Genomic DNA, 16,843 nt, shown 5'->3' on the forward strand with positions numbered 1-16,843 from the left:
GCGAGAAAGAGGGCGAGAGGGTGCGAAAAAGGGTGCGAAAAAAGCTTACCTGGTCGGCGCCGGAATCGAGGCGTTATTGGACGGAACGGGTGGAGCTGGCCGCGGGGTGTCGGCGGCGGGCGCCGGCTTGGCCGGCGGCGTCGGCATGTAGAGCGGACCCGTCTGGCCGCAGCCGGCCAGGAACACGGCAACCAGGCCGGCGCCCGCGATTGGCACGATGCCGCGTGCGATGGTGGAGTTCACGATTAGAATGGTGTTTTGATTAGCAGACTTTGGAGTGTAGCATGACCGAATCCGATTTTTTGGCGCTGGCCGAAAGCACCCTCGACCGCATCGAGGCCTGCCTCGACAAGTTGAACGACGAAGACGTGGTCGATGTCGAATGCAAGCGTAGCGGCAACGTGCTGGAAGTCGAATTCCTGCGCAACGCGACCAAGATCATCATCAACAGCCAGGCGCCGCTGCAGGAAATGTGGGTGGCGGCGCGTTCGGGCGGCTACCACTACAAGCGCGTCGGCGACCAGTGGCGCAACACGCGCGACGACTCGGAACTGTTCGTGTCGCTGTCGCAGTATGTCACCGAGCAGGGCGGGGCGCCGGTGGCGCTGGGCTGATGTACAGGGTGGCCCGGTCCACCTGCAAAAATGGCGACCAGCTGGTCGCCATTTTTTTACCGATCGGTCAAATCAGAACAGCTCGTTCCTGACCGCGTCGCGCTGCTTCTGCTCGGCCGGCGCCGGCGGCGGGCCGACGTCGAGCGATTGCACCCCGGTGCCCGGCGGCGTCTCGGCGTAGTAGTAATCGCCATTGAACAGGATCAGTCCCGGCGGCACTTCGCGCTCGGCCACTTCCACGTTCTTGAGCGCCTTGCCCATGTAGCCGATCCAGATCGGCAGCGCCAGGCCGCCGCCGGTCTCGCGGTTGCCGAGGTTCTTGGGCTGGTCGTAGCCGATCCAGGCCACGCCCACCAGCTGCGGGGTATAGCCGGCGAACCAGGCGTCGATCGAGTCGTTGGTGGTGCCGGTCTTGCCCGCGAGGTCGGGGCGCTTGAGCGACAGCGCCTTGGTCGCGGTACCGTGGCGCACCACGTCGCGCAGCATGCTGTCGACCAGGAAGGCGTTGCGCGCGTCGATCACGCGGTTGGCCTCGACGCCGGCGCGCTCGGGACGCGCTTCCGACAGTACCTTGCCGTCGCTGTCGGTCACTTTCGAGATCAGGTAAGGGCTGATGCGGTAGCCGCCGTTCGCGAACACGGCGTAGGCGCCGGCCATCTGCAGCGGCGTGGTCGAGCCGGCGCCCAGTGCCAGCGTCAGGTAGGCCGGGTTGCGGTCGGGGTCGAAGCCGAAGCGGGTCGCGAATTCCTGGCCGTAGCGCGCGCCGATCTTGTTCAGGATACGGATCGAGACCATGTTCTTCGACTGCGTCAGGCCGCGCCGCATGGTCATCGGGCCCTCGTAGCGGTTGTCGTAGTTCTTAGGCTCCCAGGCCTGGCCGCCGGTCTGGCCGGCATCGAAACTGATCGGGGCGTCGTTGATGATCGTGGCCGGCGACAGTCCGCGTTCGAGCGAGGCCGAATAAATGAAGGGCTTGAACGAGGAACCCGGCTGGCGCCAGGCCTGGGTCACATGGTTGAACTTGTTACGGTTGAAGTCGAAGCCGCCCACCAGCGCGCGGATCGCGCCGTCCTCGGTGCTGGCCGCAACGAAGGCCGATTCCACTTCCGGCATCTGGGTGATGATCCACTTCGACTCGTCGTCCTGCATCACGCGGATCACGGCGCCGCGGCGCAGGCGGCGGTTCGGCGCGGCCTTCTCGGACAGCCAGGACTTGGCGAAGGACAGGCCGGGGCCGGTGATGTCGATGGTCTCGCCGGAAGCGATGGTGGCGCTCACCTTCGAGGGCGAGGCCTGCAGCACGATGGCGGCCACGATGTTGTCGCTGTCCGGATGCTCGGCCAGCTCGGCCTCGATGGCTTCCTCGGCATCGGCCTTGGCGCGCGGGATGTCGATATACGACTCCGGGCCGCGGTAGGGGTGGCGGCGCTCGTATTCCATCACGCCGCGGCGCACCGCCAGGTAGGCCGCATCCTGGTCGGCCTTGGTAATGGTGGTGAACACGTTCAGGCCGCGCGTATAGGTGTCTTCCTTGAACTGCTCGTAGACCAGCTGGCGCGCCATCTCGGCCACGTATTCCGCGTGCACGCCGAAGGCGGTGCTGTCGGTCTTGATCTTCAGCGGTTCGTTCTTGGCCTGCTGGTACTGGGCGTCGGTGATGTAGCCGAGCGAATGCATGCGCTGCAGGATGTACTGCTGGCGGGTGCGGGCGCGGGTCGGATTGACGACCGGATTGTAGGCCGACGGCGCCTTCGGCAGGCCGGCCAGCATCGCGGCTTCGGCCACGCTGATGTCGCGCAGGTCCTTGCCGTAGTAGATCTGCGCCGCCGACTGGAAGCCGAAGGCGCGCTGGCCCAGGTAGATCTGGTTCATGTAGAGCTCGAGGATCTGGTCCTTGCTCAGGTTCTTCTCGATCTTCCAGGCCAGCATCGCTTCATAGGCCTTGCGCTTGAAGGTCTGCTCCGACGACAGGAAGAAGTTGCGCGCCACCTGCTGGGTGATGGTCGAGGCGCCCTGGCGCGCGCCGCCGGTGGCGTTCTTGAACGCGGCGCGCAGGATGCCCCAGTAGTCGATGCCGCTGTGCTCGTAGAAGCGGTCGTCCTCGATCGACAGCACGGCCTTCTTCATGACATCCGGAATGTCCTTGAAGTGCACGAGGGTGCGGCGCTCTTCGCCGAATTCGCCGATCAGGACGTTATCGGCGGTGAAGATCCGCAGCGGCATCTTGGGCCGGTAGTCGGTGATGGTGTCGAGCGCGGGCAGGTTCGGATAGGCCATCGCAAGCGCGAACACGAGTACCAGCACGCCGATCACGGCCAGGCCGGTGATGGCGCCGAGCGCCAGCAGGAACAGGCGCTTGGGGCTGTATTTGGAGGCGGCGGAGGACGCGCCCGGGGTTTGTTTCTCTTTCATGCTGGTCTTTGCTCCCTTGAACCATCCCATTATAAGTCACGCCTTTCAAGCCCGACACACGCGCTGCTGAGTGCGAGCTCAAGCAAACCAAGTTCAAGATTGACAAGCTGCGATATCAAGCAAGTAATGGTCGTGGCAGGGGTGATAACAGTGACTGCCAGAGTGTGGCGTACATGCCCCGGATTGGGGTGTTCCTTCATAGAAATATCTTGTCTGGGTGCATCCTTTTCGCTACGATCTGAAGCGGTGCCTCATAAATATGCACTAACTGAGTGATTTAACAGGACATATCCCCCAGCGGGCGTTCAATAGGGCACCTCACAGGTGCCCACAAGATCCTGCTTCAGGCGGGAAGGGCAGCCAAGGAGTACGCTCGTGATCAATCTAGGTTCCTTGTTCGGAAAGTCCAGCCCGCCATTGGCCGGTCTCGACATCAGCACGTCGGGCGTCCGCCTGGTGGAGCTGGAAGACGCCGGCAAAGGTGAACTGCGCCTCGAGCGCTATGCCGCCGAACCGCTGCCGCGCGGCGCGGTCGTGGACGGCAACATCGACAACATCGACCAGGTGGCCGAGGCCGTGCGCCGGGTCTGGAAAAAAAGCGGCACCAGGGCCAGGCACGTGGCGCTGGGCATGCCGCCGGCCGCGGTCATCACCAAGAAAATAATCCTGCCAGCCGGCCTGTCGGAAGACCAGCTGGAAGTGCAGGTCGAATCCGAAGCCAGCCAGTACATCCCCTTCGCGCTCGACGAGGTCAGTCTCGACTTCGACGTGATCGGCCAGGCCCCGAATTCGCAGGAAGACATGGAAGTCATGCTGGCCGCCGCGCGCCGCGAGAAGGTCGAGGACCGCGTGGCGATCGCCGAGGCGGCCGGTCTGAGTGCCACCGTGATGGACATCGAATCCTACGCGGCGCGCGCCGCCCTCGTGCGCGCCGCCAATGCCAGGCCCGAGCAGATCGTGGCGCTGTTCCAGATCGGCGCCCAGGCCACCCACGTGTCGGTGCTGCAGAACGGCGAGACCATCTACGAGCGCGAGCAGCCTTTCGGAGGCACCCAGCTCACCCAGGACATCGTGCGCGCCTATGGCCTTGCCTTCGACGAGGCAGAAGCCCGCAAGAAGGCCGACGACCTGCCGGAGAACTACCGCGCCGAGCTGCTGAGCCCCTTCCTGGAAAGCGCGGCGCTGGAAATCACGCGTGCGATCCAGTTCTTTTTCACCTCCACGCCCTACACCCGGATCGACCAGCTCTACCTGGCCGGCGGCTGCGCCGCGCTGCCCGGACTGCTGGAGCTGATCGGCAGCCGCACCCGCATCCCGAGCAGCGTCGTGGCCCCGTTCACCGGCATGTCCCATGGCCCGCTGGTGCGCGAACAGCAGCTGCGCCAGGAAGGTGCGGCCTACCTGGTCGCCTGCGGCCTGGCCTTGCGGAGGTTCGGCTGATGATCCGCATTAACCTGTTACCCCACCGCGAAGCCAAGCGCAAGCAGAAGCAGGCTGCGTTTGTGGCCATGCTGGCGCTGGGCGGCATCGTCGGCGCCGCCGTGGTGCTGCTGGTCGGCGGCTGGAACGCCAGCCGCATCGCGGTCCAGAACGAACGCAACCTGGTGCTCAAGACCGCCAGCGCGGAACTGGACAAGAAGATCGGCCAGATCAAGACCCTGAAGGAAGAAATCGAGGCCCTGAAGGCGCGCCAGCAGGCGGTCGAAGACCTGCAGGGCGACCGCAACCAGCCGGTCTACGTGCTCGACGAACTGGTGCGCCAGACGCCGCAGGGCGTGTACCTGAAGTCGTTCCGGCAGGAAGGCCAGAAGGTGACGCTCAACGGTTACGCCCAGTCGCAGGAACGGGTGGCCGAGCTGCTGCGCAATGTGTCCGGCGTCTCGCCCTGGCTCGAGCGTCCCAACCTGACCGAAGTGAAGGTCGCTACCCTGAACCAGAGCAAGACCGGGCGCAAGGTGGTCGAGTTCCAGATGGACGTGGCGATCAAGCGCCTGCGCGAGCAGGAAGACCCTGCCGACGTGGCCAAGGTGGCCAAGGCCGGCGCTCAACAGCCGGGCAAGGGAGGCTGAGCACATGAACATCGATCTCAAGGACCTCGGCAGCCAGGTCGCCGGGCAGTTCCAGGACTTGCAGGGCCGCCAGCCCGGCCAGTGGCCGCTGGCGCCGCGCCTGCTGTGCGCGGCCGGCGTGATGGCGGCCGTCATCGGCCTCGGCTATTTTTTCTACTGGGACGGTCAGTTCGAAAAGCAGAAGAAGGGCGCCAAGGAAGAAACCGTGCTCCGCACCGAATACAAGAGCAAGATGGCCCAGGCCATCAACCTCGACGCCCTGCAGGCCCAGAAGGCCCAGGTCGACCAGTACGTGGCGCGCCTCGAGAAGCAGTTGCCGAGCAAGTCCGAGATGGCGGACCTGCTGTCCGACATCAACCAGGCCGGCGTCGGCCGCGGCCTGCAGTTCGAGCTGTTCAAGCCGGGCCAGGAGGTCATCCGCGACTACTACGCCGAACTCCCGATCGCCATCAAGGTCAGCGGCAAGTACAACGACGTCGGCGCCTTTGCCGCCGACATGGCGAATCTGCCGCGCATCGTCACGCTCAACAACATGGTGCTGAGCACGCGCGACGGCGGCCTGCAGCTGGAAGCGGTGGCCAAGACCTTCCGCTACCTCGACCCCGACGAGATCAGCGCGCAGAAGTCGGCGCGCGAGGCCAAGAAGGGCAAAGGAAAAGCCAAAGGCGGCAAGGCCAAGGAAAACAAAGGAGCGGTGAAATGATGCGCCTATTGTGTGCATTCGGCGCGGCAGCGCTGCTCGCCGGCTGCGGCGACGGTGACGTCCAGGAAGTGCGCGACTGGATGAAGCAGGTCCAGCGCGAGACCGTGCCGAAGGTGAAGCCGCTGCCGGAACCGAAGGAATTCGTCCCCTATGCCTATAATCCGGGCGCCGAGGTCGAGCCGTTCAGCGAAGCCAAGCTGCTCGACGAGATGGCGCGGGTGGCGGCACGCAGCACGAATCCGCTGCAGCCGGACGACAGCCGCCCGCGCGAGGTGCTCGAGAACTACCCGCTCGACACCATGCGCATGGTCGGCACGCTGCAGAAGGGCGGCGTCAATTATGCGCTGGTACAGATCGACGCAGCGATCCACCGGGTCAAGGCGGGCCAGCGCATCGGCCAGAATCACGGGTCGGTCACGCGCATCAGCGAAGGCGCGATCGACATCAGGGAAGTAGTGCAGGACGCCACCGGCGACTGGGTCGAGCGCAAGGCGACGATCGAGCTGGCGGACAGCAAGGAGACCGGGAAATGACCCCAGGCATGAACAATCGCAGCACCATTCGACTCACCGTGCCGGGCTTCCTGGCGCGCTGTGCAAGGCTTCCCCTGGCGGTCGTCCTGGCCCTTTGTGCCGGCGCGGCCGCGGCGCAGGGAAATGCCATCGAATCGATCACCGCCAACCAGCAGGGCGCGAACGTGGTCCTGAACATCGCGATGCGCCAGGCCCCGGCCAAGCCGCCGATCGGCTTTTCGATCACCAATCCGGCGCGCATCGCGCTCGACTTCGGCGCCACCAGCAATGCCACCGGCAAGAGCTCCCAGGAGATCAATCTCGGCGACGTACGCAGCCTGAACGTGGTGCAGGCCGGCGAGCGTACCCGCCTGGTGCTGAACCTGGCGCGCGCCCTGAACTACGCCACTGCCATCGACGGCAAGTCGGTCATCGTCACCGTCGAGGGCTCGGGCGGCGTGGCCCAGGCCGTGAACGCGGCCGGCATGCCGGTGACCGGCCCGGCAGCGGTGCCGGCGCCGCGCCAGATGTTGCGCGACCTCGACTTCCGCCGCGGCAGCAACGGCGAAGGCCGCGTCGTGGTCGACCTGCCGAACGGCCAGGTTGGCGTGGACGTGCGCCAGGTCGGCAACCAGGTGCTCGTCGACTTCCTGCGCACCGGCCTTCCGGAAACGCTGCGCCGGCGCCTCGACGTGACCGATTTCGGCACCCCCGTATCGCGCATCACCACCAGCGCCCAGGGCGAGAACGTGCGCATGACCATCGATGCGCAAGGCGCCTGGGAACAGTCGGTGTACCAGAGCGACACCCAGCTGATCGTCGACGTACGCCCGGTGAAGGAAGACCCGAACCGTCCCGGCGGCACGGCCAATGGCTACCGTGGCGAGAAGCTGTCCTTCAACTTCCAGAACGTGGAAGTGCGCGCCGCGCTGCAGGCGATCGCCGATATCTCGGGCCTGAACATCATCACCAGCGATGCCGTCACCGGCAACCTGACCCTGCGCCTGCGCGACGTGCCCTGGGACCAGGCCCTCGACGTGGTCCTGCAGGCCAAGGGCCTGGACATGCGCAAGAACGGCAACGTGCTGTGGATCGCGCCCAAGGAAGAGCTGCTGACCAAGGAAAAGCTCGAACTCGAGCAGCGCGCCCAGATCGCCGAGCTCGAGCCGCTGCGCTCCGAGATCTTCCAGCTGAACTACCAGAAGGTCGAGGCCTTCCGCACCGTGTTCGGCCTGGACGCCAGCGGCGCCTCGGTTGCCGGCGACAGCAGGAACCGGGTGCTGTCCAAGCGCGGCAGCGCCATCGTCGATCCGCGCACCAACCAGCTGTTCGTGACCGACGTCGCGTCGAAGATCGAGGACATCCGCAAGCTGATCCAGAAGACCGACGTCGCCTCGAAGCAGGTGCTGATCGAGGCGCGCCTGGTGGAAGCGAACGACGGCTTCTCGCGCAACCTCGGCGCCAAGCTCGGCTTCGCCGACCTGCGCACCCTGCGCGGCGGCGATTCGGGTTGGCAGGTCAAGGGCAACGAGCGCGTCGCCATCGGCGGCAACCTCACCGGCGTCGGCCAGGTCACCGGCCAGACCCCGGACACCGGCGACGGCTACACCAATACCACGATGGTCAACCTGCCGGCCGCGCCGATCGGCGGCACCCCGGCTTCCTCGCTGGCCTTCAGCCTGTTCTCCTCGGCCGCCAACCGTTTCCTCAACCTGGAGCTGTCGGCACTGGAAGCCGACGGCAAGGGCAAGATCATCTCGAGCCCGCGGGTGGTCACCGAAGACAAGCAGATCGCCGTGATCGAGCAGGGCATCGAACTGCCGTACCAGGTCGCCACCAGCAGCGGCGCGACCTCGATCACCTTCAAGAAGGCCAACCTGCGCCTGGAAGTGACGCCGCAGATCACCCCGGACGGCAACGTCGTGCTCGAGGTCGACGTCAACAAGGATTCGAAGGGCGAGGAAACCCGCGCCGGCCCGGCCATCAACACGCAGCACGTGAAGACCAAGGTCATGGTCGAGAACGGCGGCACGGTGGTGCTGGGCGGTATCTACCAGCAGACCGAGCGCAACAACGAGCAGAAGGTGCCGCTGCTGGGCGACGTGCCGGTGCTGGGCTACCTGTTCAAGACCACCGGCCGCGAAAGCACCAAGACCGAACTGCTGGTGTTCATCACGCCGAAGATCGTGAACGACGCCGCGGCGGGACGCTGATCCCCCTCGGGGAAAGCATCACAACGACATAACAACAGGAAGAACAGAAGTCATGGACCACTCTCCAAAACAGGACACCCTGGCGTCGATCGGCCGCTGGACCGCCATCGGCCTGGCCGCAGCCCTCTTGAGCGCCTGCGGCGGCGGCGGCGGCGATCCGGGCAGCGCCGGCGGCAGCGGCAGCACCGGTTCCGGCGGCACCGGCAGCACCCCGACCCCGACGGTGCCGGCCACGCCGACCGTGGCGGTCAGCTTCGTGAACGCGAGCGGCCAGGCCAGCAATTCGCTCACGGGCGCTACCCCGCTCACCGTGCGTGCCCTGGTGCTCGACCAGGCCGGGAAGCCGGTGCCGAATGCGCTCGTCTCGTTCGCCACCGATCCGGCGCTGGCGGTTTTTTCGCCAACTGCCGGCACCAGCCTGACTGATGCTAGCGGCGTCGCCACCGTGACCCTGCGCACCGCCAGCCTGTCGGCCGGCGGCGCCGGCAAGGTCACGGCGACCACGACCGTCGCCGGCGCCACGCTGACCAGCGAAGCCAACTATTCGGTCGGCGCTACCGCGCTCACCTTCAGCACGCTGCGCCTATCGCAGACGAGCATTGCCGCCTATGGTTCGACCGAGGTGTCGGTCGATGTTCTGGCAAACGGCGTCGCCTATACCGGACAGCAGGTCACCGTGCGCTTCAGTTCCGCCTGCGTTACCGCGGGCAAGGCCACGCTGGCGGCCTCCGTCGCGACCAACCAGGGCAAAGCCATGGCAGTCTACCGCGACCAGGGTTGCGGCAACGACGATGTCATCACCGCGTCGGCCGATGGCGTCGGCACGCCCGTGACCGCAACGCTCAAGATCGCGCCGCCTGCGGCGTCGTCGGTGCAGTTCGTGTCGGCCGCGCCGCTGGAAAAGTCCATCGTGATCCGCGGCCAGGGCGGCGTCGGTCGTACCGAAACCGCCACCTTGCGCTACCGCGTGTTTGACATCTTCGACCGCCCGCTGGTGGGCCAGCGCGTCGACTTCTCGGTGATCCCGAATAGCGCAGTAACGCTCAACAAGGCCACCGACACGACCGACCAGAACGGGGAGGTCATCACGACGGTCAATTCGCTCGATACGCCGACCACTTTCCGGGTCCAGGCGACGTTGCCGAACACGGCTACCGCCACGCGCCCGAACATCTCCACCCTTTCCGACTCGATCGTCGTCACCACCGGCCTGCCGGTGCAGCGCTCGCTGTCGCTGAGCACCTCTGTTTCGAACGTCGAGGGATGGCGCGTCGACAGCGGTACGACCACGCCAGCCAGCGTCGTCAGCATCCTGCTTGCCGACCAGTCTGGCAATCCGGTCCCGGACGGCACGCCAGTCGTGTTCCAGACGAACCTCGGCGCGATCGGCTCGTCCGACAAGGGGGGCTGCAATACCGTCAACGGTGGCTGCTCGGTGGACTTCCGCACCCAGAATCCCCGTGTTGCGGTGCCTGGACAGCCGGCAACTCCCTGCAATACCTTGGCCGGCAGCACGCCCGACAGCCCGCGCGCGGGCGTCGCAACGATCTGCGCCAGCACGACCGACGGCAGCAACACGCAGTTCGCGAAGACGGCGATCTTCTTCAGCGGCAGCTTTGCTGACAACATTTACCTCAACGGCTCGACCACGCCGCTGCCGAACCGGCTGGTGGAGATCGGCCCGGTTCCTTCGGACAATCCGCTGGTCTTTACGCTGCAGCTGAATGACCTGAACCTCAATCCGCTGCCAGCCAGCTCGACCGTAGAGGTTACCGCCATCGCCAACGCCTCGGTTGTCGGCGTGGTCCCGGCGACCGTGCCGAACATCCTGCCACACAACCTGGCGGGCGTGGACGACCATACCGGCAGCAACGCCGCCGGCCCCCAGGGTTCGACCCATCGTTTCACCATCAGCAGCGCCGCTCCCAAGCCTTGCACGGCAGGCAGCGTCGCCACCTTCGACGTGACGGTGACTACGCCGAAGGGCAGCACGACCTCGGTTCCATTCAAGGTCACGTTCAGCTGCCCTTGAGCTTGAAGCAAGGGTTTTGACGCAAAAAGAGGCGGCCAGTCTATACTGGCCGTCTTTTTTTATTTCTGCGGACCTGGCAGTGCCTCATCCCAAGAACAACAACATCTTCCTGGTCGGCCTGATGGGGTCGGGGAAGACCACCATCGGGCGCCAGCTTGCGCGCAGGCTCGGCATGCGCTTCGTCGACTCCGACCACGAGATCGAAGCCCGTACCGGCGCCTCGATCCCCTGGATCTTCGAGATCGAGGGAGAAGGCAGCTTCCGGCGCCGTGAAGCGGACATGATCCGGGCGCTGACCGCGCAGGCCGGCCTGGTGCTGGCCACCGGCGGCGGCGCCGTGCTGAACCCGGCCAGCCGCGCGCTGCTGGCCGAGCGCGGCACCGTGATCTACCTGCGCGCCTCGATCGGCAGCATCCTTCAGCGCACCTCGCACGACAAGAACCGTCCGCTGCTGCAGACCGCCGACCCGCGCGCCAAACTGGAAGAACTGCTGGCCCAGCGCGACCCCCTGTACCGCGAGATTGCGGACCTCGTCATCGACACCGGCCGACCTAACGTACAATCGATGGTACAGACCATTTTGGACCAGCTCGCCGTGCAGGAGGCCGCGCATGCAAGCGCTCACGCAGCCGCCCATGCAGCCCATTTTGCGCGCCGGCTGGCAAGCGACCCCATGAACGCGATGAACCAACCCGGCCCCACCATTCTCAACGTCGAACTGGGAGAGCGCAGCTACCCGATCACGATCGGCCCGCGGCTGCTGGACGACGCCGCGCTGCTGGCGCGCCACATCGACGGCGGCAAGGCCGCCATCGTCACCAACACCACCGTCGCGCCGCTGTACCTGGCGCGCGTCGCCGGCGCCCTGCGCGCGGCGGGCCGCGAAGTGGTCGAGATCGTCCTGCCCGATGGCGAAGAGCATAAAACCTGGCAGTCGCTGAACCTGGTGTTCGACGCGCTGCTCCAGCACAAATGCGACCGCAAGACCACGATCGTGGCGCTGGGCGGCGGCGTGATCGGCGACCTGGCCGGCTTCGCCGCCTCCAGCTACATGCGCGGCGTGCCCTTCGTGCAGGTGCCGACCACGCTGCTGTCGCAGGTCGATTCCTCGGTGGGCGGCAAGACCGGCATCAACCACCCGCTGGGCAAGAACATGATCGGCGCGTTCTACCAGCCGCGCGCCGTGATCGCCGACACCGCCACCCTCGACACCCTGCCGGCGCGCGAGCTGGCGGCCGGCCTGGCCGAGGTGATCAAGCACGGCGCCATCCTGGATGCCGCCTACTTCGACTGGATCGAGGCCAACATCGCCAGGCTGGTGGCGCGCGAGCCGGAAGCGATGGCCCATGCCATCGCACGCTCCTGCGAGATCAAGGCCGAGGTGGTGCGCAAGGACGAACGCGAAGGCGGCCTGCGCGCCGTGCTCAACTTCGGCCACACCTTCGGCCACGCGATCGAGGCGGGCCTGGGCTTCGGCACCTGGCTGCACGGCGAAGCGGTGGGCTGCGGCATGGTGATGGCGGCCGACCTGTCGGCGCGCCTCGGCCTGGTCGACGTGGCGACGGTGCGGCGCGTGCGCAGCCTGGTGAAGGCGGCCGGCCTGCCGACCGTGGCGCCGGACCTCGGCGCCGAGCGCTGGATCGAGCTGATGGCCGTGGACAAGAAGAACGAGGGCGGGGAGATCAAGTTCATCCTGCTCAAGCCGCTGGGAAGCCCGTCGATCACGACGGTGCCGCCCGAGGTCCTGAAGGCCACCCTGGACGCCTGCGTGGCCGCCGACAAGGAGTGAACGCCATGGACTTCGACGCACGCCTTGCCCCTTACGCAGCCCATTCGTCGAAGTCGCGCGGCCGTACGCACATCGAGCCGCCGGCAGGATCGCGCAGCGAATACCAGCGCGACCGCGACCGCATCATCCACTCGACCGCCTTCCGCCGGCTCGAGTACAAGACCCAGGTCTTCCTGAACCACGAGGGCGACCTGTTCCGCACGCGGCTCACGCACAGCATCGAAGTGGCGCAGATCGGCCGTACCCTGGCGCGCAGCCTGCAGCTGAACGAAGACCTGGTCGAGGCCACCGCGCTGGCGCACGATCTCGGGCACACGCCTTTCGGCCACGTGGGCCAGGACGTGCTCAACGAGTGCATGAAGGACCACGGCGGCTTCGAGCACAACCTGCAGAGCCTGCGCGTGGTGGACGAGCTGGAAGAGCACTACGGCGCCTTCAACGGCCTCAATCTCACCTTCGAGACGCGCGAGGGCATCCTCAAGCACTGCTCGCTGGCCAATGCGCGCCAGCTGGGCGAGCTCGGGCACCGCTTCATGGACCGTAGCCAGCCCAGCCTGGAAGCGCAGCTGACCAACCTGGCCGACGAAATCGCCTACAACAACCACGACATCGACGACGGCCTGCGCTCCGGGCTGTTGACGATGGCGCAGATGGACGAAGTGGAGCTGTTCGCGCGCCACCGGCATACGGTGGAAATGCAGTATCCGGGCCTGCCGGGGCGGCGCGCCTTGTACGAGACGATCCGCCTGATGATCACGGCAATGACGGCCGACCTGGTCGAGACCTCGCGGGCCCTGTTGCTGGAAGCGGCGCCGCAGAGCATCGATGACGTGCGCGCGTCGCCGCCCTTGATCCGCTTCTCGCCGCAGATGCGCGCCGAGACCACCGCCCTCAAACGCTTCCTGTACGCGAATCTCTACCGCCACTTCCAGGTGAACCGCATGCGCGTCAAGGCCAGCCGCATCGTGCGCGAACTGTTCGACGCCTTCATGACGGACCCGGTGCTGCTGCCGAACGACTACCAGGTGCAGGGGGAGGGTGAGGAAAACGCGATGCTGCAGGCCAGGAAGATCGCGGATTACATCGCGGGCATGACGGACCGCTACGCCATCCGGGAACATCGGCGCATCTTCTCGCTCGACCATTTCTGACTCTGGAGCCGCCAGCCACGCGTTCAACATGCGCACGAACAGACGCACGGGCGACATCAGCGTGGTTTGAACGCGTGGGCGGCGCTCACGGACCCGCCTGTCATCTTCCCGGGTAGAGCCGCCCACCCTACGAACTGGAGCCGCCGGCCACGCGTTCAACATGCGCACGAACAGACGCACGGGCGACATCGGCGTGGTTTGAACGCGTGGGCGGCGCTCACGGACCGCCTGGTCATATTCCCGGGTAGAGCCGCCCACCCTACGACCAGCTGGTGCGCCGCGACCTCACCCGAACAATCCCGGCTGCGCCAATTCCTGCAGCAGCTTCTTCACCGGCGCCGGCAGCGGGGCGGTTCCGATCGCATGCAGGTCCCACCACAGGTGGCGCCCGGTCGCGCCCGCGCGCGCCGCCAGCCGCACCTGCCACGGCGCGATGTGCAGCTTGTAGTGCGTGAACACGTGCACCAGCGGCCTGAGCGCCTCCACTTCGTCCACCGTTCCGAACTGCGCCGCAGCGGCAGCCACGTCGGGGGACGACACCGCCTCGACGTCCACGGCCAGGTGTCCGTCGACTTCCGGCAGCGACAGCAGGCCGCCCCAGATCCCGCTGCCAGGCCGCTGCTCCAGCAGCACCTGTCCGCGATCGATGATGACCAGCAGCGCCGCGCGCTTCTCCGGCGTGGTCTTCTTCGGCTTGCGCACCGGGAGCTCGGCCGTGCGCCCGCTGGCATGGGCCACGCAACGCGCCTGTAGTGGACAGCGCGGGCAATCCGGCCGGCTGCGCGTGCACAAGGTCGCGCCCAGGTCCATCAGGCCCTGCGTATAGGATTCGATGCCTTGCTCCGGCAGCAGCGCATCGGCGCGGCGCCACAACGCGTCCTCGACGCGCTTCTCGCCCGGATACTGGTCGATGCCGAACACCCGCGCGAACACGCGCTTGACGTTCCCGTCCAGGATCGCGGCGCGCGCGCCGCTGGAGAAGGCGGCGATCGCCGCCGCGGTCGAGCGGCCGATGCCGGGCAGCCCGGCCAGCAGCGCCGGGTCGCTCGGGAACACCCCGTCGTAATCCTGCACCACGCGCTTGGCGCAGGCATGCAGGTTGCGTGCCCGGGTGTAGTAACCCAGGCCGCTCCAGTGCGCCATCACGTCCTCTGGCGGCGCTTCGGCCAGCGCCTGCACGGTCGGGAAGCGCTCCAGGAAGCGCGCGTAGTAGCCGAGTACCGCCGCCACCTGGGTCTGCTGCAGCATGATCTCGGACAGCCAGATGCGGTAGGCATCCGTCGTGTTCTGCCAGGGCAGGGTGTGGCGGCCGTGGCTGCGCTGCCAGTCGATCACCGCCTGCGAGAAGGTCGGGTCGGCCAGCTGGTCGAATTCGGTAAGGCGTTTCATGGGGTCTCCAGTGCCGCTGCGACCTGCGACGCTTGCTGCGCCAGCCGGGTGCGGGTGGCTTCCAGCGCCGCTTGCGTGCTGGCGAAGGCGGCGATCTTCTGCTCCAGGCTGTCGGTGGCGTCGTGGATGCGCTGGATCGAGGACTGGCGGTGGCGCAGCTGGTCGCGGTGCTGGCGGACCGCCGTCTCGAGCGGCGCCATGATCAGCTTGAGCCAGGTTTCGGCCTCGAGGTTGGCGGCGCGGAAGCAGTGCCGCACGCGCGAGGCGATCGAATCGAAGAAGCGCTCCAGCAGCGTGGCGCGGCTGGTCATGAGCAGGGTAGCGGTGCCGAACTGCTTCAGGAACAGCTCCTCGATCTCGATCAGTTCGCGGCGGTAGCGCTCGAGCGAGAGCGCCATCGGGCTGCCCAGGGACAGGCCGTGCTCGGCCGAGAACTTGCGAAGCATGCTGTCCATCATGGCGCCGATCTCTTCCACCTTGCCGGCCGAGGCGTCGAGCCTGGCGCGCATCGCCTCGAAATAGCTGCGCACCGGGGCGCGCATGCCGGTCGCGAAGCGCAAGGCCTGCATGGCGGCGCGTACCGCCTCGGCCTGCTCCTGCACCGCCTCCATGCCCAGCGTCGAATACAGTTCGGTCGACAGGCGGGCGAATACCGCGCGCGTGCCCTGCAGCTTGACCAGGCTGGCGTCGAATTCCTTCTTTTCCATCTCGACGCGGCGCATCATGTGCGCGATCATGCCCTGGTTCTTGCCGCGCAGGCTTTTCAGTTCCTGCTGCTGCTCGAGCAGGTCGCGCATGCGCGCCGTCGCCAGCACCTGCTGACCGCCGGCGAGCAATGCCAGGTCGCCGCGCAGCTGGCCGGCGATGATCGCGCGGCGCGCGGGAATCAGGTCGTGGAACAGGGCCGCTTCGAGCGCACCCAGGCGGCTTTTCTCGAACAGGGCCATGTCGCCGTTGATCTTGCCGACCAGGGCCTTCTGCGCCGACACCGGGTACACCCGCGCGCTGTCCAGTCCCAGCAACTGGGCCACCTCGATCTGCTGGCGCGCGATCTCGGCATCGTTTTCCTGGGGCGTGCGCAACTCGTCCCACATCGCGTCGATCTTGTTCAGCACCGCCATGCGTCCCGGGCCGGCGCCGATGTGGGTGCGCCACACGGCGATATCGCTCTTGGTGACGCCGGTCTCGGCGGCCAGGATGAACAGCACCGCGTGGGCGTTCGGAATCAGCTTGAGGGTCAGCTCGGGCTCGGTGCCGATCGCGTTCAGGCCCGGCGTGTCGAGGATCACCAGGCCCTGCTTCAGGAGCGGGTGGGGCAGGTTGATGATGGCGTGGCGCCACCGCGGGATCTCGATCGTGCCGTCCGCCGCCAGGCTGGTGGCGCTGTCCGGATCGTCCGGGTCCCACAGGCCGTACTGCTGCGCCTCGCCGGCGGGGACGCGGCGCGTCTGGCTCACCTGGCGGAACGCCTCGCTCATGCGTTCCGGTGCGTCGAGCTCGAGCGGCAGAACGGTCCAGGCGCCGGTGTCTTCGCGATAGTCGCTGGTGGACAGGTGCTGGCTGCGGGTCTCGATCGGCAGTAGGCGGATGCAGGGCGGCAGCGCCGCGTCGTACAGCAGCTCGGTCGGGCACATCGTGGTGCGCCCGGCGCTGGACGGCAGGATGCGCTGGCCGTAGTCGGCAAAGAAGATCGCGTTGATCAGCTCGGTTTTGCCGCGCGAGAACTCGGCCACGAAGGCCACCGACAGGCGGTCGTCGCGCAGCCGCGCCAGGGCCCGCTCGAGCTGCTGCTCGCCGGTGCCGTCGATCAGCGCCGCCTCGCGCAGCGCAGCTCCGTAGCCTTCCAGCGCGTCCGCGACGGTGGCGCGCCATGCGCCATACTGTTGAAAATCCTGCATGTTTCTAAGACCCGGTTCTTGTAGGGCGGCCGGCCATGCCGGCCGCGGGTCCAGACAGTAG

The 16,843-nt window shown here is 66.8% G+C and carries 13 protein-coding genes; 9 read left to right on the plus strand and 4 right to left on the minus strand.

Going from position 1 to position 16,843, the window contains the following annotated elements:
• Positions 1 to 45 precede the first annotated feature (45 nt).
• Positions 46 to 243 (minus strand): lipoprotein, encoded by a 198-nt coding sequence (locus IM543_03340; GenBank protein QOY94947.1) that lies wholly within the window; start codon positions 241 to 243, stop codon positions 46 to 48.
• A 41-nt stretch (positions 244 to 284) separates the two neighbouring features.
• On the opposite strand from IM543_03340, the gene cyaY reads away from it, so the two are divergent.
• Entirely contained in the window at positions 285 to 614 is a 330-nt protein-coding gene (gene cyaY, locus IM543_03345) for an iron donor protein CyaY (protein QOY94948.1), read from the plus strand.
• A 72-nt stretch (positions 615 to 686) separates the two neighbouring features.
• Here cyaY and IM543_03350 read toward each other — a convergent pair whose 3' ends face one another.
• Complete coding sequence (locus IM543_03350; GenBank protein ID QOY94949.1) at positions 687 to 3,026, minus strand: penicillin-binding protein 1A; 2,340 nt, start codon at positions 3,024 to 3,026, stop codon at positions 687 to 689.
• A gap of 375 nt (positions 3,027 to 3,401) precedes the next feature.
• On the opposite strand from IM543_03350, the gene IM543_03355 reads away from it, so the two are divergent.
• The 8 genes from IM543_03355 (at position 3,402) to IM543_03390 (ending at position 13,495) form a co-directional block, all read left to right on the plus strand.
• Positions 3,402 to 4,466: a pilus assembly protein PilM gene (locus IM543_03355; GenBank protein QOY94950.1), complete on the plus strand. Its 1,065-nt coding sequence runs from the start codon at positions 3,402 to 3,404 to the stop codon at positions 4,464 to 4,466.
• Positions 4,466 to 5,095, plus strand: a complete 630-nt coding sequence (locus tag IM543_03360) for a PilN domain-containing protein (protein ID QOY94951.1) — start codon at positions 4,466 to 4,468, stop codon at positions 5,093 to 5,095. Before IM543_03355 ends, IM543_03360 begins: the two co-directional genes overlap by 1 nt.
• Before the next feature lie 4 nt (positions 5,096 to 5,099).
• Positions 5,100 to 5,798 carry a type 4a pilus biogenesis protein PilO gene (locus tag IM543_03365; protein ID QOY94952.1) on the plus strand — a complete coding sequence of 233 codons (699 nt, stop codon included), beginning with the start codon at positions 5,100 to 5,102 and terminating at the stop codon, positions 5,796 to 5,798.
• Positions 5,795 to 6,331 carry a pilus assembly protein PilP gene (locus IM543_03370; GenBank protein QOY94953.1) on the plus strand — a complete coding sequence of 179 codons (537 nt, stop codon included), beginning with the start codon at positions 5,795 to 5,797 and terminating at the stop codon, positions 6,329 to 6,331. Before IM543_03365 ends, IM543_03370 begins: the two co-directional genes overlap by 4 nt.
• 8 nt (positions 6,332 to 6,339) lie before the next feature.
• Positions 6,340 to 8,523, plus strand: a complete 2,184-nt coding sequence (pilQ, locus tag IM543_03375) for a type IV pilus secretin PilQ (GenBank protein ID QOY94954.1) — start codon at positions 6,340 to 6,342, stop codon at positions 8,521 to 8,523.
• 52 nt (positions 8,524 to 8,575) lie between these two features.
• Positions 8,576 to 10,555 (plus strand): Ig-like domain-containing protein, encoded by a 1,980-nt coding sequence (locus tag IM543_03380; protein ID QOY94955.1) that lies wholly within the window; start codon positions 8,576 to 8,578, stop codon positions 10,553 to 10,555.
• A 79-nt stretch (positions 10,556 to 10,634) separates the two neighbouring features.
• Positions 10,635 to 12,344 carry a 3-dehydroquinate synthase gene (gene aroB / locus IM543_03385; protein QOY94956.1) on the plus strand — a complete coding sequence of 570 codons (1,710 nt, stop codon included), beginning with the start codon at positions 10,635 to 10,637 and terminating at the stop codon, positions 12,342 to 12,344.
• Positions 12,345 to 12,349: 5 nt separating this feature from the next.
• Positions 12,350 to 13,495 (plus strand): deoxyguanosinetriphosphate triphosphohydrolase, encoded by a 1,146-nt coding sequence (locus IM543_03390; protein ID QOY94957.1) that lies wholly within the window; start codon positions 12,350 to 12,352, stop codon positions 13,493 to 13,495.
• A gap of 285 nt (positions 13,496 to 13,780) precedes the next feature.
• Here IM543_03390 and mutY read toward each other — a convergent pair whose 3' ends face one another.
• Entirely contained in the window at positions 13,781 to 14,884 is a 1,104-nt protein-coding gene (gene mutY, locus IM543_03395) for an A/G-specific adenine glycosylase (protein ID QOY94958.1), read from the minus strand.
• Positions 14,881 to 16,782 (minus strand): dynamin family protein, encoded by a 1,902-nt coding sequence (locus IM543_03400; protein ID QOY94959.1) that lies wholly within the window; start codon positions 16,780 to 16,782, stop codon positions 14,881 to 14,883. Before IM543_03400 ends, mutY begins: the two co-directional genes overlap by 4 nt.
• Between the last annotated feature and the right edge of the window lie 61 nt (positions 16,783 to 16,843).

Origin of the sequence: Massilia sp. UMI-21 (assembly GCA_015277795.1) — a bacterium.
GTDB lineage: Bacteria > Pseudomonadota > Gammaproteobacteria > Burkholderiales > Burkholderiaceae_D > Telluria.